At 59.4% G+C, this 23613-nt stretch carries 21 protein-coding genes and 1 other RNA gene; 11 read left to right on the top strand and 11 right to left on the bottom strand.

The window, feature by feature from the left end; translation table 11 throughout:
- From ACQZ60_RS00270 to polA, 6 genes are all read right to left on the bottom strand, one after another.
- Nucleotides 1-462 carry a tripartite tricarboxylate transporter TctB family protein gene (locus ACQZ60_RS00270; protein WP_035240376.1) on the bottom strand — a complete coding sequence of 154 codons (462 nt, stop codon included), beginning with the start codon at nucleotides 460-462 and terminating at the stop codon, nucleotides 1-3.
- 99 nt (nucleotides 463-561) lie between these two features.
- Complete coding sequence (locus ACQZ60_RS00265) at nucleotides 562-1545, bottom strand: tripartite tricarboxylate transporter substrate-binding protein (RefSeq protein ID WP_003524332.1); 984 nt, start codon at nucleotides 1543-1545, stop codon at nucleotides 562-564.
- A 198-nt stretch (nucleotides 1546-1743) separates the two neighbouring features.
- A complete protein-coding gene (locus tag ACQZ60_RS00260) occupies nucleotides 1744-3090 on the bottom strand; it encodes a sigma-54-dependent transcriptional regulator (protein ID WP_448734581.1) in 1347 nt (448 codons plus the stop codon).
- Nucleotides 3087-4889 (bottom strand): sensor histidine kinase, encoded by a 1803-nt coding sequence (locus ACQZ60_RS00255; protein ID WP_161987735.1) that lies wholly within the window; start codon nucleotides 4887-4889, stop codon nucleotides 3087-3089. Before ACQZ60_RS00255 ends, ACQZ60_RS00260 begins: the two co-directional genes overlap by 4 nt.
- A 187-nt stretch (nucleotides 4890-5076) precedes the next feature.
- Nucleotides 5077-5262, bottom strand: coding sequence for a 50S ribosomal protein L32 (gene rpmF / locus ACQZ60_RS00250; protein WP_003507205.1), 186 nt, complete (start codon nucleotides 5260-5262; stop codon nucleotides 5077-5079).
- A gap of 266 nt (nucleotides 5263-5528) precedes the next feature.
- Nucleotides 5529-8528, bottom strand: a complete 3000-nt coding sequence (polA, locus tag ACQZ60_RS00245) for a DNA polymerase I (RefSeq protein WP_448734580.1) — start codon at nucleotides 8526-8528, stop codon at nucleotides 5529-5531.
- A gap of 415 nt (nucleotides 8529-8943) precedes the next feature.
- On the opposite strand from polA, the gene ACQZ60_RS00240 reads away from it, so the two are divergent.
- Both ACQZ60_RS00240 and ACQZ60_RS00235 read left to right on the top strand, forming a co-directional pair.
- Nucleotides 8944-9378 carry a MarR family winged helix-turn-helix transcriptional regulator gene (locus ACQZ60_RS00240; protein ID WP_035259662.1) on the top strand — a complete coding sequence of 145 codons (435 nt, stop codon included), beginning with the start codon at nucleotides 8944-8946 and terminating at the stop codon, nucleotides 9376-9378.
- Between the two features lie 166 nt (nucleotides 9379-9544).
- Nucleotides 9545-10936 carry a dipeptidase gene (locus tag ACQZ60_RS00235; protein ID WP_059758948.1) on the top strand — a complete coding sequence of 464 codons (1392 nt, stop codon included), beginning with the start codon at nucleotides 9545-9547 and terminating at the stop codon, nucleotides 10934-10936.
- Nucleotides 10937-11338: 402 nt separating this feature from the next.
- Here ACQZ60_RS00235 and ACQZ60_RS00230 read toward each other — a convergent pair whose 3' ends face one another.
- Nucleotides 11339-11548 carry a cold-shock protein gene (locus tag ACQZ60_RS00230; RefSeq protein WP_003492998.1) on the bottom strand — a complete coding sequence of 70 codons (210 nt, stop codon included), beginning with the start codon at nucleotides 11546-11548 and terminating at the stop codon, nucleotides 11339-11341.
- A 470-nt stretch (nucleotides 11549-12018) separates the two neighbouring features.
- On the opposite strand from ACQZ60_RS00230, the gene ACQZ60_RS00225 reads away from it, so the two are divergent.
- The 3 genes from ACQZ60_RS00225 to ACQZ60_RS00215 all read left to right on the top strand — a co-directional run bounded on the left by ACQZ60_RS00225 (nucleotide 12019) and on the right by ACQZ60_RS00215 (nucleotide 15937).
- Entirely contained in the window at nucleotides 12019-12477 is a 459-nt protein-coding gene (locus ACQZ60_RS00225) for a YbaK/EbsC family protein (RefSeq protein ID WP_003524322.1), read from the top strand.
- 146 nt (nucleotides 12478-12623) lie between these two features.
- Nucleotides 12624-14918 carry a transglycosylase domain-containing protein gene (locus tag ACQZ60_RS00220; RefSeq protein ID WP_448734579.1) on the top strand — a complete coding sequence of 765 codons (2295 nt, stop codon included), beginning with the start codon at nucleotides 12624-12626 and terminating at the stop codon, nucleotides 14916-14918.
- Nucleotides 14919-15208: 290 nt separating this feature from the next.
- Complete coding sequence (locus ACQZ60_RS00215; RefSeq protein ID WP_003524319.1) at nucleotides 15209-15937, top strand: sugar transferase; 729 nt, start codon at nucleotides 15209-15211, stop codon at nucleotides 15935-15937.
- 94 nt (nucleotides 15938-16031) lie between these two features.
- On the opposite strand, the gene ACQZ60_RS00210 is transcribed toward ACQZ60_RS00215, so the two are convergent.
- Nucleotides 16032-16607 (bottom strand): c-type cytochrome, encoded by a 576-nt coding sequence (locus ACQZ60_RS00210; RefSeq protein ID WP_059758943.1) that lies wholly within the window; start codon nucleotides 16605-16607, stop codon nucleotides 16032-16034.
- 149 nt (nucleotides 16608-16756) lie between these two features.
- Between ACQZ60_RS00210 and ACQZ60_RS00205 the strand changes: the two genes are divergently transcribed.
- Both ACQZ60_RS00205 and ACQZ60_RS00200 read left to right on the top strand, forming a co-directional pair.
- Nucleotides 16757-17512: a 3-deoxy-manno-octulosonate cytidylyltransferase gene (locus ACQZ60_RS00205; RefSeq protein ID WP_035261495.1), complete on the top strand. Its 756-nt coding sequence runs from the start codon at nucleotides 16757-16759 to the stop codon at nucleotides 17510-17512.
- 11 nt (nucleotides 17513-17523) lie between these two features.
- The gene (locus tag ACQZ60_RS00200) at nucleotides 17524-18387 is read left to right on the top strand and encodes a prephenate dehydratase (RefSeq protein WP_003524315.1); all 864 of its coding nucleotides are present in this window, start codon (nucleotides 17524-17526) and stop codon (nucleotides 18385-18387) included.
- A gap of 15 nt (nucleotides 18388-18402) precedes the next feature.
- Here ACQZ60_RS00200 and nudC read toward each other — a convergent pair whose 3' ends face one another.
- Both nudC and ACQZ60_RS00190 read right to left on the bottom strand, forming a co-directional pair.
- Nucleotides 18403-19365: an NAD(+) diphosphatase gene (nudC, locus tag ACQZ60_RS00195; RefSeq protein ID WP_448734578.1), complete on the bottom strand. Its 963-nt coding sequence runs from the start codon at nucleotides 19363-19365 to the stop codon at nucleotides 18403-18405.
- The gene (locus tag ACQZ60_RS00190; protein ID WP_003524313.1) at nucleotides 19365-19793 is read right to left on the bottom strand and encodes an HIT domain-containing protein; all 429 of its coding nucleotides are present in this window, start codon (nucleotides 19791-19793) and stop codon (nucleotides 19365-19367) included. Before ACQZ60_RS00190 ends, nudC begins: the two co-directional genes overlap by 1 nt.
- A 65-nt stretch (nucleotides 19794-19858) precedes the next feature.
- Between ACQZ60_RS00190 and ffs the strand changes: the two genes are divergently transcribed.
- The 3 genes from ffs to ACQZ60_RS00175 all read left to right on the top strand — a co-directional run bounded on the left by ffs (nucleotide 19859) and on the right by ACQZ60_RS00175 (nucleotide 22256).
- An RNA gene (gene ffs, locus ACQZ60_RS00185) (signal recognition particle sRNA small type) lies at nucleotides 19859-19955 on the top strand.
- Between the two features lie 78 nt (nucleotides 19956-20033).
- Nucleotides 20034-21908 carry a DNA polymerase III subunit gamma/tau gene (locus ACQZ60_RS00180; RefSeq protein WP_035261493.1) on the top strand — a complete coding sequence of 625 codons (1875 nt, stop codon included), beginning with the start codon at nucleotides 20034-20036 and terminating at the stop codon, nucleotides 21906-21908.
- 24 nt (nucleotides 21909-21932) lie between these two features.
- On the top strand, nucleotides 21933-22256 hold the full coding sequence (locus tag ACQZ60_RS00175; RefSeq protein WP_003507179.1) for a YbaB/EbfC family nucleoid-associated protein: 324 nt from the start codon (nucleotides 21933-21935) through the stop codon (nucleotides 22254-22256).
- Between the two features lie 56 nt (nucleotides 22257-22312).
- On the opposite strand, the gene ACQZ60_RS00170 is transcribed toward ACQZ60_RS00175, so the two are convergent.
- Nucleotides 22313-22948, bottom strand: coding sequence for an MOSC domain-containing protein (locus ACQZ60_RS00170; protein ID WP_035261490.1), 636 nt, complete (start codon nucleotides 22946-22948; stop codon nucleotides 22313-22315).
- A gap of 37 nt (nucleotides 22949-22985) precedes the next feature.
- On the opposite strand from ACQZ60_RS00170, the gene recR reads away from it, so the two are divergent.
- A complete protein-coding gene (gene recR / locus ACQZ60_RS00165) occupies nucleotides 22986-23591 on the top strand; it encodes a recombination mediator RecR (RefSeq protein ID WP_003524309.1) in 606 nt (201 codons plus the stop codon).
- The last annotated feature ends 22 nt before the right edge of the window (nucleotides 23592-23613 follow it).

Raw genomic sequence — 23613 nt, 5'->3', positions numbered from 1 at the left:
TCAAAATTTAAGCCAGGGGCCGAAGCGCTGGAACGGCAGGCCGAGACCGTAGTTGAAAACAGCGACGGAAAAGACCGTGATGGCAGCGGAAAGAATGACCGCCATGAGCGGGCTCATCTTGTGCGAGGCGAAGGCTGCGATAAGGGCGCTGAAAAAAAGCGCCGGCACGAAACCAAGACCCCGGACAGTGAAACCGAAGAAGATTGGCGCGGGCAGGATGAAGAATATGCCCCGCCAGGCGATTGCTCCGATACCTTCTCCGGCCGGGCGGGCTGAGCGCAGAAATATGACGCCACCGAGCAGGATCAGGATGATTGCCAACACGAGCGGGAAATAGCCCGGCCCCATGCGAAAGGCGGTTCCGATCTCCAGCCCATAAGACTGCAAGGCGAAAAAGACGCCAAGTCCCATGAAAATTGCCCCGCAGACTGCCTCGGCAGGGTCATTAAATAACGACTTCATGAAAGATGCCTCTCCACCGCGGCCGGCATCACACCGGTCCGTCTGTTAAAATGATCACGGTCGACCGGCGGCGAGACACCGCCGGTCATTCCGCGTTCATCAGTCGGCATATTGGCCGGCAGCCTCGATCACCGGCTTCCAGCGCGCGATTTCGCTTTCAAGCTTGGCCTTCAGCGCCGCAGGCGTCGCATCGCTTTCCGAGGAGGGCGTGGTGCCGAGTTCGGCAAAACGAGCCGCGACATTCTTGTCCTTCAGCGCGACCTGCAGCGACTTGGAGAGCTTTTCGTTGATTTCCGCAGGCGTGCCCTTCGGCGTATAAATGCCGTGCCAGATACCCACTTCGAGCTTCGGTAGGCCAGCTTCAACAACCGTCGGCACATCCGGCAACACGTCCAGCCGCTTGGCCGTGGTCACGGCATAGGCTTTCACGGTGCCGCCCTGGATCTGCTTGGTGGTATTGGTGGTCTGGTCGCACATGATGTCAACCTGGCCGCCGAGCAGATCGGTCATGGCCGGACCGGTACCCTTATAGGGAACGGTGACGAGCGGGGTTTCGATGGCGCTCATGAACAGCATGCCGCACAGATGCGAGGCAGCGCCGATGCCGGCATTGGCGACGGTGACCTTGTCCTTGTTCGCCTTGGCGTATTCGATCAGACCTTTCAGATCCGTCGTCTCGAGGTTCTTGCGCGACAGGATGGTCATCGGCACTTCGGTGACCAGGCCGACATATTCGAAGGCGTTCAGCGTGTCATAAGCGAGCTTGCGGTAGAGCGTGGCACTGGTTGCCATGCCGATATGGTGGAGAAGAACGGTGTAGCCGTCCGGATCGGACGATGCCACACGACCAGCACCCAGCGTACCGCCTGCGCCGCCGACATTTTCGACGATGATCTGCTGGCCAAGGTCCTTCGACATGGATTCAGCGACAAGGCGCGCAACCGTATCCGTCGGGCCGCCGGCGGCAAAGGGCACGACCATGGTGATGTTGCGCTCGGGATAGTTCTGAGCGGATGCGGACAGCGCAAAAAGGGAAACGGCAGCGGCGGCAGCAAGGCCGGTGACTGTCTTCAGTATTTTCATCGATTCCTCCCGGATGAAAATGTTTCGCCACTTCAGCCGCGCATGCTCCTCCATGGCGACCGGGGTGAGATATTTGCGATCCGGGATCACCGTTCAGCAATGGCGGTCTTGTAGTAAGGTGCGCTTTTATTGCTATCCCGGACGGCAATGGGTGGATTTCTACCCATGGGGGCTCATCCATGGGTGGAAATCCACCCATCAGACCTCGGTCATGTGCCGGTGCAGCCCGTATTTCTGCATTTTTTCATAGAGCGTTTTGCGCGAAATGCCGAGATTTTCATAAACGGATTTCAGATTTCCGCTGTGCGCGGCGATTGCATGTGCGATCAGGCTTTTTTCATAAGCCGCAACCCGCGCGGAAAGGGCCGCTTTTCCGTCATCCTGAAACGGCAGCGAGGTTTCGGAAACATCGCTTTCCAGACCGAGAACGAAGCGGTCTGCGGCATTGCGCAATTCACGCACATTGCCCGGCCACTCACGCAGGGAGACGGCCGAAAGCAGACTTTGCGGTACCTCCATGTCTTCCCGCCCGTAACGGGCAGCGGCTTCCCGCACGAGGTGCAGGAAAAGCAAGGGTATGTCGGCGCTGCGTTGTGACAGGGAGGGGACAAGAAGCGTCGCCACGTTGAGCCGATAAAGAAGATCGGCACGGAACCGGCCAGCCGCGACTTCCTGTTCCAGATCTACCTTGCTGGTGGCGATGAAACGGACATCGAGTTCGACCGTTTCATTCGAGCCGAGACGGGTAATCACTCGTTCCTGCAAGACACGCAGGAAGCGGCCCTGCAATTCGAAAGGCATGGAGCCGATCTCATCCAGCAATATGGTGCCGCCGCGAGCATGTTCGAACTTGCCGTAGCGCGGGCGCAGCGCTCCGGGAAACGCACCGGCCTCATGGCCGAATAGTTCACTTTCAATTAGTGTCTGCGGAAGGGCGGCGCAATTGATCGCCACGAAGGGCCGGTTGGCTCTGGCGCTGATATCGTGAAGCGCCCGTGCCACAACCTCCTTGCCCGCGCCCGTGTCACCGACGATCAGCGTATCGGCGTCCGTCGCGCCGATGGCGCGGATACGATACCGCAGATCGACCATGATCTGGGTTCTGCCGGGCAGACGCGTTTCGAGATCGTCATGCTTGCCCGCTACCGCCTTGAGGCGGCGGTTTTCCAGTACCAGCGCCCGCCGGTCATTCGCCCTTTTGATGATGCCGGCGAGATATTGCGGCGTGAACGGCTTTTCGATGAAATCATAGGCGCCATTGCGCATGGCGTTGACCGCGAGCTGCACATCGCCATGGCCGGTCATCAGGATGACAGGTATTTCAGGATCGAGCTCCCGCACCTTTTGCAGCAGCGTCATGCCATCCATGCCGGGCATCCTGATGTCGCTGACCACGACACCGTCGAAGCTGTAGCCGATGAGTTCGAGCGCATGTTCTGCGCTCGCCAGCATGGTGACGGCAAAACCGGAAAGCTCCAGCGCCTGCGCGGTGGAAAAGCGCAGCTCTTCCTCGTCATCGATCAACAGAACCCGTGACATGGTCATTCCGCAGCCGCCTCCACGCGCCAGGCGGCGGCTGGCAATTCGATTTCGAACTCCGCCCCGCCATCTTCATGGTTTCTGACACGGAGCTGGCCGCCAAAATCCTTGATGATGTTATAGGAGATGGACAGGCCGAGACCGAGGCCGCGCCCCACGCCCTTGGTGGTGAAGAAGGGATCGAAAATGCGTTCTGAAATCGCCGCCGGCACGCCCGGACCGCGATCACGAATGAAAATCGACACCGACTGGCCATGCTGCACGGCCCGCAGCGCAATGCGGCGATCCTCTCGCCCCTCCACCGCATCGGCAGCATTGGAGATGATGTTGACGAGCACCTGCTGCAGCCGTACCGGGCCGGCCTTCACGGCAAGCGGCACCCGGCCGAGATCCACATCCAGCACCGCATCGGCGGCCTTCAGGCGCGCACCGACGATTTCGAGCGTATCGCGAAGGACAGCTTCCAGACTTACCGCGGCCATTTTTTCATTGGGCTTGCGGGCGAAATTCCTGAGATGCTTGCTGATGGAGGCCATGCGGTCGATAAGGCCCGAAATGCGCCTGAGGTTTTCCGTCACCTCCTCCAGCCGTCCCCTCTCCACGAGAAGCGAGGCGTTTTCGGCGTAGTTCTTGGCGGCTGCGAGCGGCTGATTGAACTCATGCGACAACGCCGCTGACATCTGCCCGAGCGCTGCGAGCTTGCCCGCCTGCACCAGATCGTTCTGCATCTTGCGCAACTGTTTTTCCGTCTGGCGGCGTTCGGCGATTTCGTGCTCGATCTCCTGATTGACCCGCGCCAGATCGGCCGTGCGCTCCTCCACCCGGCGTTCCAGCTCCGCCTGCGCCTCCGCCTGATGGGTCAGACGCTCCCGCAGACGCCGACGCCTTTGCAGCATGGCGGCGATGAGGGCGGCAGCAAGACACAGGCAGAGGATGATGGCTATCATCGCCGTCTTCACCTGCGTTCGGAGCGAACCCGTGTCCATCAGCACGCTGACTGTCCAGCCCGCGTCCGGCATCGGCTGCGACAGGACCATATATTCCCTTTCACCGTCATCCTGGCTGATCGTCATCAGCTGATGCGAACCGAAATTGCCGTTCTTCAGGGGCAATTCCTTAAGGGTGGCATTGGCGTAGCGGCGGGAAGTCTCCGTTCGCGCCAGCCTTTCGGGCGTCAGCGGCATCAGGCCGGAATAAAGCCATTGCGGCGTTCCGGTCATGAAGATGATGCCTTCGGGGTCCGATACCAGAATTCGGTTCTCGCCATCGCCGAATGACGCTTCTATGCCTTCAATATCGACCTTGAAGACGATGACACCCTTGATCTCCTCGTTGAAGAGAATGGGCGCTGAAAAATAATAGCCACGCTTGTGGGAGGTGGTGCCAAGCGCGAAGAAGCGTGACTGAAAGCCTTTGGCGGCATCCTGAAAATAGGGACGGTAGCTGAAATTCTCACCGACGAAACTTGTCGGGCCATCATAGTTGCTGGCGGCGATGGTCTCCCCGTCCAGCGTGATGATGTAGATATCGGAGGATTCCAGCAGGGTATTGATGGATTTGAGGTAGATATTGGCGCGCTGGCGCAGTTCGGCATCCTTGGGATGTGCGACCAGTTCCTCAATGTCGTCGTGATCGGCAATCAGGGCCGGCAGCGGCTCGTAACGGTTCAAAAGTCCACCGAGAGCAGAAACGGCCAGCCGCAGCGTCGTGCGGCCCTGCTCGGACATTTCGCCGAAATAGCTTTCCGCTATGATGCCGCCACCTCTGGTCACAGCGCCGTAACCGAGACCAAGGCTGAGAAGCATCAATAAAATCCAGCGATATTTCACCGAAGCTCCCCTCCTGTTGCAGGCGTCAAAACCTGCTCTCCCTGAAAGAGTGTAGGAGGAGTGGCCGAATTTTCCAAGTGAGCGGAAAAGGCAGGTGGACGGTCCTGAAAACAAAAAACCGGCCACAAGGACCGGTTTTTTGCAAAGATGATTTCAGAAAAGCTTACGCGCTTTCCTTCGGCGTCAGAACCTGACGGCCGCGATACATACCGGTCTTCAGATCGATATGGTGCGGACGGCGCAGTTCGCCGGAGTTCTTGTCTTCAACATAGGTCGCAGACTTGAGACCGTCAGCCGAGCGGCGCATACCGCGCTTGGACGGGCTTGTTTTTCTTTTTGGTACAGCCATTTTTGTTACTCCACTTAAGCGGCGAAACAACGGAACCGGCCAGAACCAAAGGCCGAATGTCGGATGTCTCGATATCGGAAATTTGGCGCGCTTATACATGCCCAAACGGGCTTTGACCAGCCCTGACGCACATTTTTTCCGATTCAACGGAATCAGCGCGGCGAGCCACCCTCATGCATCACAAATCACGGCTCACGTCTTATCGAAAACGACATGCCCCTTGAAGTGGTTCATGTCCCGGAATCCACAGAAAGCCGGTTCGCCAGTTAGTGCGCTTCATCCCAATTGTCAGCCGCACGTGCATCCACCTTGAGCGGCACCTTCATGGAAATCGCCGGCATGGCCGCATTTTCCATCACCGAGACGACGACCGGCAAGGTCTTTTCGATTTCCGCTTCCTCGACTTCGAAGATAAGTTCGTCGTGCACCTGCAAAAGCATGCGGGCGGAAAGCTTTTCCGCCTCCAGCGCAGGCTCGATACGAACCATGGCGCGGCGGATGATATCGGCGGCCGAGCCCTGGATCGGCGCGTTGATGGCCGCGCGTTCGTTGAAGGCTTTTACCGAAGGGTTGGAAGAGCGGATTTCCGGATAATGCGCGCGGCGGCCGAAAATCGTTTCGACATAACCGTTTTCGCGGGCGAAGGTTTTGGTTGCCTCCATGTAGTCGCGAATGCCGGGAAAGCGCTCGAAATATTTCTTGATATAGTCGCCGGCTTCGGAGCGGGCGATGCTGAGCTGGTTGGCGAGACCGAAGGCGGAAATGCCGTAGATGATACCGAAGTTGATGGCCTTGGCGCGGCGGCGCACTTCCGACGGCATGCCTTCCACCGGCACGCCGAACATTTCCGATGCCGTCATGGCGTGAATGTCGATGCCGTTTTCAAAGGCGTTGCGGAGCTGCGGAATATCGGCGACATGGGCCAGCACGCGCAGCTCGATCTGGCTGTAGTCGGCCGACAGAAGCTTGTGACCGGGCGTGGAGATGAAAGCCGTGCGGATCTTGCGGCCTTCGGCGGTGCGAACCGGGATGTTCTGAAGGTTCGGCTCCGAAGAGGACAGACGCCCCGTGGTGGTGGAGGCGAGCGCATAGGACGTATGCACCCGTTTCGTTTCGGGATGGATATATCCCGGCAGCGCATCCGTATAGGTCGATTTCAGCTTCGTCAGCTGCCGCCAGTCGACGATCTTGCGCGGCAGTTCGGCGCCTTCCGCTGCGAGATCTTCGAGAACCTGCGCCGATGTCGACCATTGCCCGGTCTTGGTTTTGGAACCGCCCGGCAGGCCCATCTTGCCAAACAGGATATCGCCGAGCTGCTTTGGCGATCCGATGTTGAAGCGCTCGCCCGCCAGCTCGTAAATTTCCTCTTCGAAGGACGCGGCCTTCTGGGCGAGTTCACCGGAAAGACGCGAGAGAATCTGCCGGTCGACGGCGATGCCGCGCTCTTCCATATGTGCCAGAACCGGCACGAGGGGGCGCTCCAGCCGCTCGTAAACCTTGGTCAGCCGTTCCGAGACAAGCCTCGGCTTCAGCGCCATCCAGAGCCGCAGGGTGACATCTGCATCTTCCGCAGCATAAGCGGTCGCCTTGTCGATATCGACAAAATCGAAGGTGACGCTCGACTTGCCCGATCCCGCCACGTCCTTATAGGCGATCGGCGTGTGGCCGAGCCAGCGTTCGGACAGCGAATCCATGCCATGCGTGGCCTTGCCTGCCTCGAGGACATAAGAAATCAGCATCGTGTCGTCGAAGCTCTGCATGACGACGCCGTGGCGTTTCATCAGCAGATAGTCATATTTCAGGTTCTGCGCGACCTTCAGAACGGCTTCGTCCTCGAGCAGGTCCTTCAGACGCGCCAGCGCCTCGGCAAAGGGCACCTGCCCTTCGGCCAGTTTGATGTCATCGCTGAAGAGATCGCCGCCGGAACCGGTCTTGTGCGTCAAGGGAACATAGGCGGCCCGGATATCGGTGCCCGTGGCATCCTTGCCGTTGTCGGCAATGGCCAGAGAAAAACCGACAAGTTCCGCCTGCATCGGGTCGAGCGAGGTCGTTTCCGTATCGAAGGCGACAACGCCTGTCTCCCGGGCCGCCGCGATCCAGCGGTCGAGCGTTGCAAGGTCCCTGATCGTCAGATAGGCGGTCGTATCGATCTTGGCGGCGGAAAAAAGCGCCTGTCGCGCTGTGGCGAGATCAGCGGGCGCGCTGCCCTCCCCCGTTACTTTCCTTGCCGGAGCGGCAGGCGAAGCCGAAGCGCCGGCGGCGCTGGTGGCCACTTCGCCAGCGTTCACGGCAGCGGCCGGCGCATCGAGATCGGGACCATGGGCATCGGCACCCCATTGTACCGGCACATTGGCAGGGTCGATGGCGGAAGCGTCGGTTTCGGTCGCCTCGGCAACCCGGCGTGTCAGCGTCGTGAACTCCATCGCCTTCAGGAAGGCGATCAGTTTCGGGCCGTTCTGCGGTTCGAGCACCAGCGCTTCGAGAGACTGATCCAGTGGCACATCGGTTCTGAGCGCCACAAGCTGCCTGGAAAGGCGGGCAAGCTCCGCATTGGCGATGATATTTTCCCGGCGCTTCTGCTGCTTGATTTCGCCAGCCCGCGCCAGCAACGTATCGAGATCGCCGTATTCCTCCAGCAATTGCGCCGCCGTCTTCGGGCCGATGCCCGGAATGCCCGGAACATTATCGGTGGAATCGCCGGTCATCGCCTGCAGGTCGATCATCTTTTCAGGGCCTACGCCCCACTTTTCGACAACATCCGGAATGCCGATCTGCTTGTCCTTCATGGCGTCGTACATGTGTACATTGGCCGTGACGAGCTGCATCAGATCCTTGTCGGAGGAGATGATCGTGACATCGGCGCCGATCGCCTCGGCCTGCCGGGCATAGGTGGCGATGATATCGTCCGCCTCGAAGCCTTCTGTCTCGATGCAGGGAAGGTTGAAGGCGCGCGTCGCCTCACGGATCAGGCCGAATTGCGGCACCAGATCTTCCGGCGGCGCGGTGCGGTTGGCCTTGTAGAGATCATAAAGTTCGTTGCGGAAGGTCTTCGATGAATAGTCGAAAATCACCGCAAAATGGGTCGGCGTCACGCCGACATCGGTATTGCGCGCATCCTTGAGCAGCTTCCACAACATGTTGCAGAAGCCAGAGACGGCGTTGACCGGCAGCCCGTCCGACTTGCGGTTCAGCGGCGGGATTGCATGGAAGGCCCGGAAAATGAAACCGGAACCGTCAACGAGGAAGAGATGATCGCCTTTTTTCATGGGTAGCATGGATAGCGCGGGGCCGTTTTGACGTCTACCGAAACTTCGCACAACGCACCGTAAAGAGCGGGCAATGAGGCGGTAGCACAGGCCTGCAAAATTCACCTGAACGTTACCGATTTGTAATCCGCCCTTCCCTTGAAAAGCCGCATTTGCAGACACATTTCATAAGGGACGGCGCCTGATCACGCCGTAGTCTGATAGCTGGCTCGTCCCCCGCCGCGTCAGACCGGACAAAGGCCTTTCCCCCTCTCCGGGCCTTTGTCCTCCAATATGACCGCCATGGCCGACCCCTCCCGGCCATGGCGGTTTTATTTTATGCGCCGTTTCAGGCTGGCTTAAACATATCATGCGATATATATCGCGCTATCGAATTGCCGGGCTGAGCCGGCCGTGATGCTTTATGGGCGGAAAAATGGGTTTTTCCCGGGACGAATCGGCAATCTATCTCGCTTCGAAAATGGCGCGGGAATTCACCATGGCGCTGCAGAAAAGAGCCGCCGCCCTGGGTTTCTCGCCCGGACAATTCCCCATCCTCATCGAGCTCTGGCATGAGGACGGCCTGACCCAGCGGCAATTGCTCGATAGAATCGATGTCGAACAGGCGACGCTCGCCAATACGCTCTCGCGCATGGAACGCGACGGGCTGATCGTCCGCAAATCCCATCCAAGCGACCGCCGCGCCCAGATCATCGAACTGACCCAGCGCGGCAGGGATCTGGAAGCCAACGCCATTGCCGCCTCCGAAGCCACCGAAGACGCGCTGCTGAAGGATTTCCGGCGTTTCGAGAGACAGCTTCTGCTGGAATATATGCGCCGGGCGATCGAAAGCGCCAAGAAAGCGAAATAGCATTTACAGCCCGAAACCGCTTCGCACTTTCCCTGAACTGCTCTATCGTTCCGGCGGCCGCGCGTTTGCCGATTCACGACGCGCCGGCACCCTTGTTTCCCGCGATGCGCGATGCCCGGATGTTTCGTCTTATCGCCGGGTCACGACAGACATGACAGGATCAGCGATGACAGACGTTTCCCCCATTCTTTCCACCGCCGACGATAATCTCACCTCCAGCCTTGAGCGACTGTTCGAGCTTGTACGTATTCCGTCGATTTCGACGGACCCCGCTTACAAGGCGGAATGCCGCAAGGCGGCGGAATGGCTGGTCAGAACGCTTTCGGCGCTCGGCTTTACGGCCTCCGTGCGCGATACGGCCGGCCACCCCATGGTCGTGGCGCATCACGATGCGGCCACCAAGGACGCGCCGCATGTGCTTTTCTACGGCCATTATGACGTACAGCCGGTCGATCCGCTCGAGCTCTGGGAAAACGATCCGTTCGAACCCGCCGTCAAGGATATCGGCGCCGGCCGGCAGGTGATTACCGGACGCGGTACGGCGGACGACAAGGGCCAGCTGATGACCTTCGTGGAAGCCTGCCGGGCGTACAAGGCTGTCAATGGCGGCCTGCCGGTGCGCGTCACCATTCTTTTTGAAGGCGAAGAAGAATCCGGCTCGCCGTCGCTGAAGCCTTTCCTCGAAGCCAATGCGGAAGAACTGAAGGCCGATTATGCGCTGGTCTGCGATACCGGCATGTGGGACCGGGATACGCCCGCGATTGCCGCAGCCCTTCGCGGCCTGGTCGGCGAGGAAGTCGTCATCACCGCGGCCGACCGCGATCTGCATTCCGGTCTGTTCGGTGGGGCAGCGGCAAACCCCATCCACATCCTCACCGATATTCTCGCCGGTCTGCATGACGAAACCGGCCGGGTGACGCTTTCAGGCTTTTATGACGGCGTGGAAGAAACCCCGGCCAACATCAAGGCCTCCTGGGAAACGCTGGGCCGCACGGCCGAAGCCTTCCTCGGCGAAGTCGGCCTTTCGGTTCCCTCGGGTGAAAAGGGCCGCTCCGTGCTGGAGCAGACCTGGGCGCGGCCGACGGCGGAAGTCAACGGCATTATCGGCGGCTATACCGGCGATGGTTTCAAGACCGTGATCGCCGCCAAGGCCTCCGCCAAGGTATCTTTCCGCCTTGTCGGCGAGCAGGACCCTGCAGCCATTCGTGAAAGCTTCCGGGCCTATGTGCGCTCGAAGATTCCCGCCGATTGCTCCGTGGAGTTCCACGAACATGGCGGTTCACCCGCCATCCAGTTGTCTTACGACTCGCCCGTGCTGACCAAAGCCAAAAACGCGCTTTCGGAAGAGTGGCCGAAACCTGCCGTCGTCATCGGCATGGGAGGCTCGATCCCGATTGTCGGCGATTTCCAGAAGATGCTGGGAATGGATTCGCTGCTTGTCGGCTTCGGACTTACCGATGACCGTATTCATTCGCCGAATGAAAAATACGACCTGCAGTCCTTCCACAAGGGCATTCGCTCCTGGGTCCGCATTCTCGACGCCCTCGCGGCGAAATAGTCCAGAAAAAAGAGGAGGCGCCGCATATTCGGCACCTCCTCGGCACATAAAACAAAAAGGCCGGGCAAGCCCGACCTTTCCATCCGTTTTCCGTCAATGCCAGTACATCCGTGGTCAAAGCGTTTAAACGGCCTGATGCTCCAGAGCGCGTCAAGGATATCGACGCTGCTTTCCGGCTCAGGATCGGCTGCTTTGGTTAATCTTTGGTTAACACAACAGCAGCGGCACTTTTAAAAGAGCCATTCCCGGCAATTCCGGTCCGGAGCACTGTTGAACCCTATATTGGTATGTGACCTGGCTTTTTCAAGGGCAACCGGTCCAGCCCCTTCCTGCAAAAGAAAAAGGCCGGAAAAATCCGGCCTTTCCATTCATGCGAATGACCCTTTCGGGCCAAAGCGCTTATCAGGCAGCAACGAGGTTGCCTGCGGACATCTTGCCCGAGCGACGATCCTGCATCAGCTCGTAGGAGAGCTTCTGGCCGTCGTTGAGGGCGGTCAGACCAGCGCGCTCAACAGCGGAGATGTGAACGAATACGTCCTGCGAACCGTCGTCAGGCTGAATGAAGCCGTAGCCCTTGGTTGCGTTGAACCACTTTACTGTACCAGTCGCCATAACGATTTCCTTCCGTTGGCAATTGTATTTGCACTGCGAGCAGTGCGGACTTGGGTCGAATTTGAAGGAAAAGATCGTCGTGAGCGCCTAAAAAGACGCCGAAGCTCTGGTCGTCAAACAAATATCGATGGCGAAGTACCTAGGTTGGAAGGGGCTGAAAGTCAAGTTTCTTTGAACACGACCATCTGGTCAGGGTTCAGCGGGGAGCCAGACAACAGGAACGCCAAAAAGCAAAAACCCGGCGCGGGAGGAGGTGCGCCGGGTTCTTGAAACTGACTGACAATTGGGAGGAGGAGTATTGTCAGTCCAATCGGGCGACGCTGGGAGGAGGAGTGCGTCGCTTCGATGATTTGAAGATACAGGATCGCCGCTTAAAAAACAGACGTTTCATCGCAGCGCAGCATTGCGCATAATGCATAGCTGTTTCGAGGTGACTTGAAGCTTCTCCGCGTAACGCCTAATAAATACGCATGTCTATCGAATCCGTCAGAGCCTTTTTCACCGAAAAGTCGCCCGAGGTTGCCGTGATCGAAACGGAAACGAGTTCGGCGACGGTTGCGTTGGCCGCTGAAGCGCATGGTGTCGACCCCGACCAGATTGCGAAAACCATTTGCCTGAAGGCGGGTGAAACCATTCTTCTCGTCGTCGCCGCCGGCACGAAGCGGCTCGACAACCGCAAATTCCGCGATCATTTCGGCGCAAAGCCGCGCATGCTCGGACCCGAAGAGGTGGTTGCGGTGACCAGCCATCCGATCGGCGGCGTGTGTCCTTTCGGCCTGCCTTCCCCACTTCCGGTGTTTTGCGACGTCTCCCTGAAAAACTATCATGAGGTGGTTCCCGCGGCCGGCGCCACCAATGCGGCGGTGAAGATTTCGCCGGAGGTGATGGCCGAGCTGACGGATGCGGAATGGGTCGACGTCTGCCAATGACGCCGATTTGATCCGGCGAGGACTTAACCCCGCCTTAAATTGCCGCATTTAAACTCTTCATCCTGGATTAAGGATCGCGCAGGCATAGAAGCCTTAAACCCGAACGGGATGCGCGCGGTTTCGCGAATAGGAGCGACTTCGGCTGGATGGCAGGCAAGGGTAAATCACGCGAACGGGTAGAACCCTCTTTCGGGGATTTCCACGAATCCGGTGATGACCTGCGCCTCGACGCCAGCGAGCGCATCAGCGGAACCACAAAGCAGCAAGCCAGAAAACCGAAGCCGACATCCGGCCGCACCAAATCCAGGAAAAAAGAAAAGCGCACCCGCAGCTCCGGCCGCGGCGCGACGGGCTTCATTCGCTCCCTCGTCTATTGGTGCATCGTACTCGGCATCTGGGGCGGCATCGGTGTTGCAGGTCTCGTTCTCTATTACGGCGCGCGCATGCCGAGCGCCAGCAGCTGGTCCATTCCCGAACGCCCGCCGAATGTGAAGATCGTTTCGGTGAATGGCAACGTGCTGGCCAATCGCGGCACCACCGGCGGCGAGGCGCTCGCGCTGGAAGATATGTCGCCCTATATTCCGCAGGCCGTCATGGCGATTGAGGACCGGCGGTTTTATTCGCATTTCGGGGTCGATCCGCTCGGTCTCGGACGCGCCATCGTCACGAATGTGCTGACGGGGCGAACCGTGCAGGGCGGCTCGACGCTGACGCAGCAGCTCGCGAAAAACCTGTTCCTCTCGCCGGATCGCACGCTGGAACGCAAGGTTCAGGAAGTGCTGTTGTCCTTCTGGCTGGAGCATAAGTTCACCAAGGACCAGATTCTCGCGATGTATCTCAATCGCGTCTATTTCGGCTCCAATGCCTATGGCGTCGAGGCGGCCTCGCGGCGCTACTTCAACAAATCCGCGCGCGACGTCAATCTGGGCGAGGCGGCCATGCTGGCCGGGCTTCTTAAAGCGCCCTCGCGCCTTTCGCCGGCGCGCGATCCGCAGGCGGCGGAAGAACGGGCGCAGGTCGTGCTGCAATCCATGCGCGATGTCGGCTTCATCACCGACGATGAAATCAAGACGGCCATGTCGCAGCCGCCGACCAAGGCGAAACGTTTCTGGTCTGGCGCCGAACATTACGCCGCCGATATGGTGCTGGAGGAAGTACGCAACCTCGTCGGCGAGGTCAAGCAGGACATTGTCGTCGACACAACGATCGACCCCAATCTCGAGCGTGACGCCGAAAAGGCGCTGACCCACGTGCTGCAGGGTGACGGCAAGAAGCAAGGCGCTTCGCAGGCGGCGCTGGTCTCCATCGATGGCACGGGCGCGATCCGGGCCGTGGTGGGCGGGGCGGATTATGCCGAAAGCCAGTTCAACCGCGCCGCCAAGGCAAAACGGCAACCCGGCTCCGCATTCAAGCCCTTCGTTTACGTCGCCGCACTCGAATCCGGGCTCACGCCCTATACCATCCGCAACGACGCGCCTGTTCGCATCGGCAACTGGACCCCGGAAAATTACGAGAAGAAATATCGAGGCGAAGTGACGCTCGCCACCGCGCTCGCCAATTCGCTGAACACCATTGCCGCGCAGCTGGTGATGGAAGTGGGTCCGGATCGTGTGACCCAGGTGGCGCATCGAATGGGTATCGAATCCGAGCTGCAGAACAATGCCTCCATCGCGCTCGGCACCTCGGAAGTGTCGCTGATGGAGCTGACGGCCTCCTACGCCCCCTTCATGAATGGCGGCTACAAGGCGACGCCGCATATCGTCAAACGCATCACCGATGCGGATGGCAAGGTGCTTTACGAAAACAAATACGACAATCCGCCGCGCGTCCTGAGCGAAGAGATAGCCGCGACCATGAACAGCATGCTGTCGCGCGTCATCACCGAAGGTACCGGCAAAGCGGCACGGCTGCAGGGCTGGCAGGCGGCAGGAAAATCCGGCACGACGCAATCCTTCCGCGACGCCCTTTTCGTCGGCTACACAAGCAACCTGACCACCGGCGTGTGGTTCGGCAATGACGACGGCACATCGATGAAGAAGGTCACCGGTGGCGGACTTCCCGCAAAGGCCTGGAAAGATTTCATGACCGCCGCCCATTCGGGGCTTTCGCCCTCACCGCTCTTCGGGCTTGGCGCAGGCGGCGTGCCGCCGCTTGGGGAAATGCAGCAGCCGGCGCCGGAAAGCGCGCCCTCCTCCATCGGCGACATCATTTCCAATGCGCTCGGCGGCGGAACGGTGGATACGCGCGCCTATCCCGAAGCCCCGGTTGCGCCGAATCCGAATCAGCCCGGTGCACCGATGCCGCCGGCAAATATCCCTTCCCGCGATATCGAACCCGGCTATTCAGCCGGCAACGGGCCTGTACCACCCGCCGATATCGGCGGCCAGGCGCCATCCGGGCCGAAGCAGACGACCCTGCTCGATATTCTGATGGGAAACTGACGGCTTAGAGTGGCCGAAAGGCGCTTGTCTCAGGGCCGATGGCGATTTCGCCAGCGCTGCACGAAAATTCCCGATTTTGCAGGTTTTGGTTCCATGGGACACGCCGTCTCCGCAGCTACGAGCGGAGAGGACGCCGACCCTGCAACATCCGCGTGCAGTCGCATTAACCGTAGATTGCCATTTGCGCCGGGGCGGTTACATTTCGGATGACTTTTTACGGTAAATGAATTATTAATCGTTCATATAAATTAATTTTCTTCTATCAAAATAACTTTTCAGGGCTTTATATTATGCTGGGTACTAAAGGCTCATCGCATGCCGTTTTTTACGGTGCCTCCTATTCCGCAGCCACCACTTTCGAATCGCCGGAAACGCAACCTTCCTCTTCGGAAAAAACCGTCTCCGCATTCCTGCGCGGCCAGTTCGCGCTCAAAAGAACGATTGACATCGCAGGGGCGTCCATCGCCCTTGTCGCACTCGCGCCGGTGCTGCTCACCGTGGCAGTGATGGTCAAACTCGACAGCAAGGGACCGGTCCTGTTTTCGCAGGTCCGCTGGGGCATGAACGGGCGGAAAATCCGTGTCTATAAATTCCGCTCCATGAGGACCGATCTTTGCGATGCCACCGGTGTGGCGCAAACGGTGAAGAACGACCCCAGAATAACCCGGATCGGCGCGGTTCTTCGCCGCACCAATATCGATGAACTGCCGCAGCTTCTGAATGTGCTGAAAGGCGATATGTCGCTGGTCGGGCCCCGCTGCCATGCCATCGGCATGCTGGCGGCCGGCCGTCTTTATGAGGAGCTGGTGCCGCACTACCATATGCGGCACCGGGTGCGGCCGGGCATTACCGGCCTTGCCCAGATGCGGGGATTGCGCGGCCCGACGGATCGCAGCGACAAGGCGCGCGCCCGAATCGTCTCCGATCTTTATTACGTCGACAATTTTTCCCTCTGGCTGGATATCAAGATCATGGTCGGAACGGTGATTTCCGAATTGCGCGGCGGCAAGGGGTTCTGATTTTTCAGGCGCCATTGCCGCAGCCGCAATCCGCCGCTGCAAAAATAAAAAGCCCGGCCGATGCCGGGCTTTTTTCATGAAACCATCGTAACGATTAGTTTGTCGGCGCGGGAGCCGCAGCGGGATCCGGAAGCGGCGCCGGGTTTGCCGACAGCGTCCGCAGATAAGCAATGAGATCGGCGCGTTCCGTTTCCTTCTTCACGCCCGCAAAGCCCATGGCCGTGCCGGGAACGTGTTTCTTGGGAGCTTCGAGGAAGAAGCTGAGATGATCGTAATCCCAATGCACGGAACCGCCCTTGGAGAAATCCTTCATCCCTGCGGAGTAGCTGAAACCTTCATGGCTGGCGATCGGCCGGTTGACGATATCGAAGAGATTGGGGCCGACCTTGTTTGCACCACCACTCTCTCCGGTATGACAGCTCGTACACTTCTTGAAGACCGTCTCACCCTTGGCGGCATCGGCGCTGGCAAGCAATTGCGCGATCGGCGTCGCCGCGGCAGCGGCTTCACCGCCGGCTGCTTCGCCGCCACCCTCTGCCGCAGCAATGGCGTAACCTTCCTTTTCGGGCGCGGGCGCATGGAAAATGCCCTCAGACGCAATCGACACCGACATCAGGACGAAAACCGTGCCAAGCAACGCCCCAACGCCCATATTTACATAAGAATTCATCTATATGCGCTCCCTCGCATCCGCTTGATATAACGGGCATCTTGAAATTGCTCGAAAGCTATGGCTTTTGCACAGCCTGCGCAACTTGAATAATGCTCCCCACACCGTGACGTTTTGACACTTTTCGGGCGGGATTTGAAGGGTGTCGGATGAAGAATCGGGATTTCGAGAAAGCTGTCGTCCTCATACCGGCGCGGATGGCATCCACGCGCCTGCCGGGCAAGCCGCTCGCCGACATTGGCGGCAAGCCGATGATCGTGCAGGTGGCACTGCGCGCACGCGAGGCCGGCGCAGAGCGAATCGTTGTAGCCGTCGATGACGAACAGGTGTTTTCGGCCGTCAAAAATGCCGGTTTCGACGTGATGATGACGCGCGACGACCACCAATCCGGCTCGGACCGCATTTTCGAGGCGCTGCAGAAAGCCGATCCCTATGGCAAGGCGGAATATGTCATCAATGTCCAGGGCGATCTTCCGACCATCGAAGCGGAGACGATCCGCGCTTCGCTGCGTCCGCTGGAAAATGCCGCCGTCGATATTGCGACACTGACGGTCGAAATCACCGACGAGGAAGAAAAAACCAATCCGAACGTGGTGAAAGTGGTGGGCAGCCCGCTTTCCGAGTCGCGATTGCGCGCGCTTTATTTTACCCGCACCACCGCCCCTTATGGCGATGGACCGCTTTATCACCACATCGGGCTTTATACCTATCGCCGCGCAGCACTCGAGACATTCGTGAGCCTGCCGCCCTCGCCGCTGGAAAAACGCGAGCGGCTGGAACAGCTGCGCGCGCTGGAAGCCGGCATGCGCATCGACGCCGAAATCGTCAGTTCCGTGCCGCTCGGCGTCGACACGCCGCACGATCTGGAAAAAGCCCGCAAAATTCTCGTAAGCAGAACCCTCTAACGGACAGTCCCATGACCTTGAGCACAAATCGCATTGCCTTCCAGGGCGAATTCGGCGCGAATTCCGATATGGCCTGCCGCGACATGTTCCCGGATATGGAGCCTTTGCCGTGCCCGACATTCGAGGATGCCTTCAACGCCATTGAAAATGGCGAAGCCGATCTCGGCATGATCCCGATCGAGAACACGCTGGCCGGCCGCGTTGCGGATATTCATCACCTGCTGCCGGAATCGCGCCTACACATCATCGGCGAATATTTCATGCCGATCCGCTTCCAGTTGATGGTGATGCCGGGCGTGAAGAAGGATGAAATCCGCACCGTCCACAGCCACATTCACGCGCTTGGCCAGTGCCGGAAAATCATCCGTTCCAACGGCTGGAAGCCCGTCATCGCCGGCGATACGGCGGGCTCCGCAAGGCTCGTTTCAGAAAAGGGCGACCGCAGCATGGCGGCACTTGCGCCGCGCCTTGCCGCCAATCTCTACGGCCTCGATATTCTCGCTGAAAACGTCGAGGATTCGGAAAACAACGTCACGCGTTTCGTTGTGCTTTCCCGCGATGAAAATTGGGCCAAGCGTCAGTCTAGCGACGAAATCGTCGTCACCACCTTTGTCTTCAACGTCCGCAATATTCCGGCCGCGCTCTACAAAGCCATGGGCGGCTTTGCGACAAACGGCATCAACATGACGAAGCTCGAAAGCTACCAGCTCGGCGGCAAATTCGTAGCAACGCAGTTTTATGCCGATATTGAGGGCCATCCCGATGACGAGCCGGTGCGGCATGCGCTGGACGAGTTGCGCTTCTTCTCCGAAAAAGTCCGCATTCTCGGTGTCTACAAGGGCCATGCGATGCGCGGCAAGCTCAACCAGGGTTGAGCCTGCCGAACGCGATTATTTCGTCCATTCCACCCAATCGCGCATCAGCCGATGCGCGATGGCGCCACCGGGAGGCGCGGAAAAGCCCTCACCCGTCGCCGTTTCCAGCATCTTAGCGACTTCCGCCCGTGTGAACCAGCGGCAATCCTCCAGTTCGATCTCATCGCGGGCAATATCGAAAGACAGTGCCTCGGCATAACAGCCGATCATCAGCGTATGCGGCATCGGCCAAGGCTGCGACGCGTGATAACGCACGCGACCGACTTCAACACCGGATTCCTCATGCGTTTCGCGGCGGACGGCCTGCTCGATGGTTTCGCCCGGCTCCACAAAACCGGCAAGGCACGAATACATGCCCGGTGCAAAATGCGCACCACGGCCAAGCAGGCAAAGATCACGCTCGATATCGATCGTCATCATGATGACGACGGGATCGGTGCGGGGAAAAATCGTGTGGTTGCAGGCGGCGCAGATACGCTTGTAGCCGCCGATGCGCAGTTCCATGGTGCCGCCGCACTTACCGCAAAACCGATTGTCGGCGTTCCAGTGGGTAAGGCTGACGGCCTGGGCAACCTCGCTCAGCAATTCCTCATCGAGAAGATGGTCGCGATAAAGGGTGCGGGCGTCGGCGAGTTTATAGTGGCTGGCCAGCTGGTCCTCGGCTACGGCGACCGGCACCGCAATTCTCGGCTCGCCGGTTTCGCGATATCCGAGCAGCACGGCATTGTCGAAATCCGGCTGCAGTTCAGCCAGCTCATAAGCGGAAAACAGGGGGTCGATGACCTGTTCGTCATGCTTCAGGACAAGTCGGTTGCCCGAAAAGGCAAAAATATGGGTGCCATCGACTTTCAGCGCATCGGCAACGCACTCCTCCGTCCGCTTTTCAGCGAAACGGTCGAGGGCGTTCTTGGAAAAGGCTGTCAGCAGGCTTGCTTCGGGATGGGGGGCAGTGGTTTCAAAAATTTTCATGGAAATCATCAGAGCGCGCCGGAGATTTTTTTCATCAAAGTTTCCTTTTCGCCCGCGGCATAGGGCACAGGCGTTCCGTGACCCCAGATGGGACCCGGCCAGCAGGTGTCGCCTTCATTGCGAGCGATTATATGGACATGAAGCTGCCGGACGATATTGCCCAAAGCACCGACATTAATCTTGGTGGCTCCGGTGATTTCTTTCAAGGCAGACGCGACGAGATTGGTCTCGAATGTCAGCACGGCCTGATCAAGCGGGGTGAGATCGAACAATTCACTGACGCCGTCTCGTTGCGGCACCAGCACCAGCCAGGGCCAGCGGTTGTCGTTTTGCAAACGCAGTTCACATAGTCCCAAACGCGTCACAAGCACGCTGTCGCGCGCCAGTCTGTCGTCCAGCCGGAATGTCTCCAAGGTGTCCTCCATGTTTGTTTTCATTGTGATAGCAGTTTTTTGAAGGCTTGGCTTGCATTTGCTTTCGATATTGCCGATATGTGGCCCCGGGAGGTTGGTGGTGGACGAGCCACTCGCCAACCGGGTCAGGTCCGGAAGGAAGCAGCCCTAACGAGCCCGGCACGGGTCGCCGTGCCAGCCTCCCACCTTTTTAAAAGACGTGCTCAGCTTTCGCCGGGCCAGTTCAGCGCCCCAAGACAACTGGCAAAACAAACTGGCGAGGCAATGAGCGACACCGTACCCACCACATCAAGCGAATCCCAGGTCGGGACCGGCTACCGGGTACTGGCGCGCAAATATCGCCCCAAGGATTTTTCCGATCTGATGGTCGGCCAGGAGCCGATGGTCCGCACGCTGACCAACGCGTTCGAGACCGGGCGTATCGCGCAGGCTTATATGCTGACCGGCGTTCGCGGCGTGGGCAAGACGACCACGGCCCGCATTCTTGCCCGTGCGCTGAATTACAAGACCGACACCATCGACAAGCCGACCATCGACCTGCGCATTCCGGGTGAACATTGCCAGGCGATCATGGAAGGCCGGCATGTCGACGTGATCGAGATGGACGCCGCCTCCCATACCGGTATCGACGATATTCGCGAGATCATCGAACAGGTGCGTTACCGCCCGGTTTCGGCACGCTATAAAGTCTATATCATCGACGAAGTGCACATGCTGTCGACGCAGGCCTTCAACGGTCTTCTTAAGACCCTTGAAGAGCCGCCGGAACATGTGAAATTCATCTTCGCAACTACTGAAATTCGCAAGGTTCCAATTACCGTTCTGTCGCGCTGCCAGCGCTTTGACCTGCGCCGCATCAGCGCCGCCGATCTGGTCGGCCTGTTCACCGCCATTGCCGGCAAGGAAGGTTTCGAAGCCGATCCGCAGGCCCTTTCGATGATCGCCCGCGCGGCCGAAGGGTCCGCCCGTGACGGCCTTTCCCTGCTCGATCAGGCGATTGCTCATGGTGGAGGCCGCGTTGAAGCCGAGGCCGTGCGCGGCATGCTCGGCCTTGCCGACCGTGCACGTATCGTCGATCTTTTCCAGTATGTCGTCAAAGGCGATGTCGCAGCCGCCCTTTCGGAGTTCAACGGGCAATATGAGGCAGGCGCAAACCCTGTCGTCGTGTTGAACGATCTTGCCGATTTCACCCATCTCGTCACCCGCATGAAATACGTGCCTGACGCGGCGGAAGACCCCTCGCTTTCCGAGATCGAGCGCGGGCGCGGCGCGGAATTTGCCGAGACGATTGCGGTAACCGCGCTGTCGCGCATCTGGCAGATGCTGCTGAAGGGCATTCCGGAAACGGAAAACGCTTCGCGTCCGGCGGGTGCGGCCGAAATGGTGCTGATCCGGCTTTCGCATGCCGCCAATCTGCCCGCACCTGAAGATGCCGCGCGGCGCTTGGCGGAGCTTTCGAACGGTGACGGCGGCTACGCCAATGGTGGCCCTTCGGGCGGCGGCAATGGCGGCGGTGCCCGCGCCTATTCGTCAGGACAGACCGTGGCTGCGGGAAGACCTGTCGATCTTCCCGCCCAGCGCCAGACGACACCGCAGGCCTCCGCCGTGCTGCGCGCGGTTCCGGACAGCCGCCCGCAGGAGATGCAGGTCGCGGCACCGAAAACCGAAGAGCGGCCGGAGCCGAGAGTTCCCGTCAATTCGGTGCAGGATATTGCCGATCTTTGCCAGAAGAACCGCGATCCCGTCATGCGGGCCAAGGTGCGCAACTTTGTGCGGATGGTGCGGCTGGAGCCAGGCCGGCTTGATATGCGCCTCGGCGAAGGCGCGCCCGGCTCTCTGCCGGGTGAGCTTGGCGTCAAGCTCAAGGAATGGACCGGTATCCACTGGATCGTCAGCCTCAGCAAGGAACAGGGCGAGCCAACCCTTGTCGAAGCAGAAGGCAATGCCCGGGATGCCCGTCTTGTCGATGCGCGTCAGGATCCTGACGTTGCCGCCATTCTGGCGCAGTTTCCCGGCGCAAAGATCACCGACGTACGCATCCGCGCCGCCGCACAGGATGAGGCCGAAGAGATCGCACCGCCATCGGTTGCCGAATCGAGCGAAGGCGACATCCTTCCCGGCGACGACATCGAGTTTTAAACAAAAAGAACAGGAGATTGGCACATGCGTGACATCATGGGCATGATGGGCAAGGTCAAGGAAATGCAGTCCAAGATGGAGAAGGTGCAGGAAGAAATCGCCGCCCTTGAAGTCGAAGGCAGGGCCGGTGGCGGCCTCGTGACCGTCATTCTCAACGGCAAGGGCGAAATGCGCGGCCTGAAAATCGATCCTTCGCTGTTCAAGGAAGACGAGGTGGAAATCCTCGAAGACCTGATCGTTGCTGCCCACAAGGACGCCAAGGAAAAGGGCGAAGCGCAGGCGCAGGAAAAGATGGCGGGCCTGACCGCCGGCCTGCCGCTGCCGCCCGGCATGAAATTCCCGTTCTGATATAATCCGACCGAAGAGGATGGCGTGATGCACGCCGTCCTCGCGTCTAGAAAGGGTTAGGCTTCCAGCATCGCGCGAAACCGGCTTGCAAGCGGCGTTTCGAGATAGGCCCTGCGTTCGGCCATGTCGAGCTGCATGGGGCGGAAGCGCTGTAGAATAGTCGGTATGGCCAGTTTCGTTCCCTGATAAGGTGCGAAGGCGATATCCTCCCCGGCGGCGAGCATTCCGCCTTTCAGCACCCGGCAATAAAAACCCGGCTGGCCCGCCTGCCGGAAGCGCGGTGCGAAATCGGGATCGCCGATGCGGGCTGACAGGGTGGCGCAGGGAATGCGGGCGGCGGTTACCTCCAGCAGGACTTCGCTGGCCGAGAACCTGTCGCCGACATGGAGTTTTGCGCTGTCCACCCCCTCCAGCACGAGGTTTTCGCCGAAAAATCCCGGTTCGACCACAAAACCGAGAGAGCGGGACCAGAAGTCGAGATCGATGGACCCCATGACGTAAATCGCCTGATCCGGCCCGCCATGATGTTTGCGATTGCAGACGGCGTCGCTGACGATACCTTCGGCATCCACCATGACCGGGCCCTGCACGGCATGTTTGAAGATTCCCGTCTTCGCCGTCTTTCCCGGCAGGCTTTTTGCCTCGCCCCGGCATACCGCCCTGATTTTCATGGACTGCCCTTTGCGCTTCATGATTCCCGTTTCCCGATTTATGCAGTAGAAAGCGCTCATGGCAAAACGAGTCACCGGTCCCGAAATTGAAAAACTGATCCAGCTTCTGGCAAAAGTGCCGGGGCTTGGGCCCCGTTCGGCGCGGCGGGCGGCGTTGCATCTCATCAAGAAGAAGGAACAGCTTCTCGGGCCGCTGGGCCATGCCATGGGCGAGGCCTACGACAAGGTGAAGATCTGCTCCTGCTGCGGCAATGTCGATACAATCGATCCCTGCACCGTCTGCACCGACGACCGGCGCGACCAGTCGGTCATCATCGTGGTGGAAGACGTGTCGGATCTTTGGGCGCTGGAGCGGACGGGCGCGATGAACACCGCCTATCACGTTCTCGGCGGCACGCTGTCGCCGCTCGACGGCGTCGGGCCGGAGGATTTGAATATCAAAGGCCTGATCGACCGTGTCAGCGCCGGCGGTATCCGCGAGCTTATCATCGCCGTCAATGCGACGGTGGAGGGGCAGGCAACCGCCCACTACATCACCGACCGCCTTTCCGGTCTGGACATCAAGATCACCCGGCTTGCGCATGGCGTGCCGGTGGGCGGTGAACTCGATTATCTCGACGAGGGTACATTGACGGCGGCGCTTCGGGCGCGCACGACGATCTGAAGCCGCCCTCCCTCCCCGTCAT

The sequence above is a fragment of the Agrobacterium sp. 22-223-1 genome (assembly GCF_053522385.1).
Note: the sequence above shows the minus strand (reverse complement) of the source record. Positions and strands in the feature narration are given on the sequence as shown.

Coding starts and splice junctions, on each gene's coding strand:
- ACQZ60_RS00270 (WP_035240376.1), bottom strand. CDS start 462: ATGAAGTCGTTATTTAATGACCCTGCCGAGGCAGTCTGCGGGGCAATT.
- ACQZ60_RS00265 (WP_003524332.1), bottom strand. CDS start 1,545: ATGAAAATACTGAAGACAGTCACCGGCCTTGCTGCCGCCGCTGCCGTT.
- ACQZ60_RS00260 (WP_448734581.1), bottom strand. CDS start 3,090: ATGACCATGTCACGGGTTCTGTTGATCGATGACGAGGAAGAGCTGCGC.
- ACQZ60_RS00255 (WP_161987735.1), bottom strand. CDS start 4,889: ATGCTTCTCAGCCTTGGTCTCGGTTACGGCGCTGTGACCAGAGGTGGC.
- rpmF (WP_003507205.1), bottom strand. CDS start 5,262: ATGGCTGTACCAAAAAGAAAAACAAGCCCGTCCAAGCGCGGTATGCGC.
- polA (WP_448734580.1), bottom strand. CDS start 8,528: ATGAAAAAAGGCGATCATCTCTTCCTCGTTGACGGTTCCGGTTTCATT.
- ACQZ60_RS00240 (WP_035259662.1), top strand. CDS start 8,944: ATGGGTTTTTCCCGGGACGAATCGGCAATCTATCTCGCTTCGAAAATG.
- ACQZ60_RS00235 (WP_059758948.1), top strand. CDS start 9,545: ATGACAGACGTTTCCCCCATTCTTTCCACCGCCGACGATAATCTCACC.
- ACQZ60_RS00230 (WP_003492998.1), bottom strand. CDS start 11,548: ATGGCGACTGGTACAGTAAAGTGGTTCAACGCAACCAAGGGCTACGGC.
- ACQZ60_RS00225 (WP_003524322.1), top strand. CDS start 12,019: ATGTCTATCGAATCCGTCAGAGCCTTTTTCACCGAAAAGTCGCCCGAG.
- ACQZ60_RS00220 (WP_448734579.1), top strand. CDS start 12,624: ATGGCAGGCAAGGGTAAATCACGCGAACGGGTAGAACCCTCTTTCGGG.
- ACQZ60_RS00215 (WP_003524319.1), top strand. CDS start 15,209: ATGCTGGGTACTAAAGGCTCATCGCATGCCGTTTTTTACGGTGCCTCC.
- ACQZ60_RS00210 (WP_059758943.1), bottom strand. CDS start 16,607: ATGAATTCTTATGTAAATATGGGCGTTGGGGCGTTGCTTGGCACGGTT.
- ACQZ60_RS00205 (WP_035261495.1), top strand. CDS start 16,757: ATGAAGAATCGGGATTTCGAGAAAGCTGTCGTCCTCATACCGGCGCGG.
- ACQZ60_RS00200 (WP_003524315.1), top strand. CDS start 17,524: ATGACCTTGAGCACAAATCGCATTGCCTTCCAGGGCGAATTCGGCGCG.
- nudC (WP_448734578.1), bottom strand. CDS start 19,365: ATGATTTCCATGAAAATTTTTGAAACCACTGCCCCCCATCCCGAAGCA.
- ACQZ60_RS00190 (WP_003524313.1), bottom strand. CDS start 19,793: ATGAAAACAAACATGGAGGACACCTTGGAGACATTCCGGCTGGACGAC.
- ACQZ60_RS00180 (WP_035261493.1), top strand. CDS start 20,034: ATGAGCGACACCGTACCCACCACATCAAGCGAATCCCAGGTCGGGACC.
- ACQZ60_RS00175 (WP_003507179.1), top strand. CDS start 21,933: ATGCGTGACATCATGGGCATGATGGGCAAGGTCAAGGAAATGCAGTCC.
- ACQZ60_RS00170 (WP_035261490.1), bottom strand. CDS start 22,948: ATGAAGCGCAAAGGGCAGTCCATGAAAATCAGGGCGGTATGCCGGGGC.
- recR (WP_003524309.1), top strand. CDS start 22,986: ATGGCAAAACGAGTCACCGGTCCCGAAATTGAAAAACTGATCCAGCTT.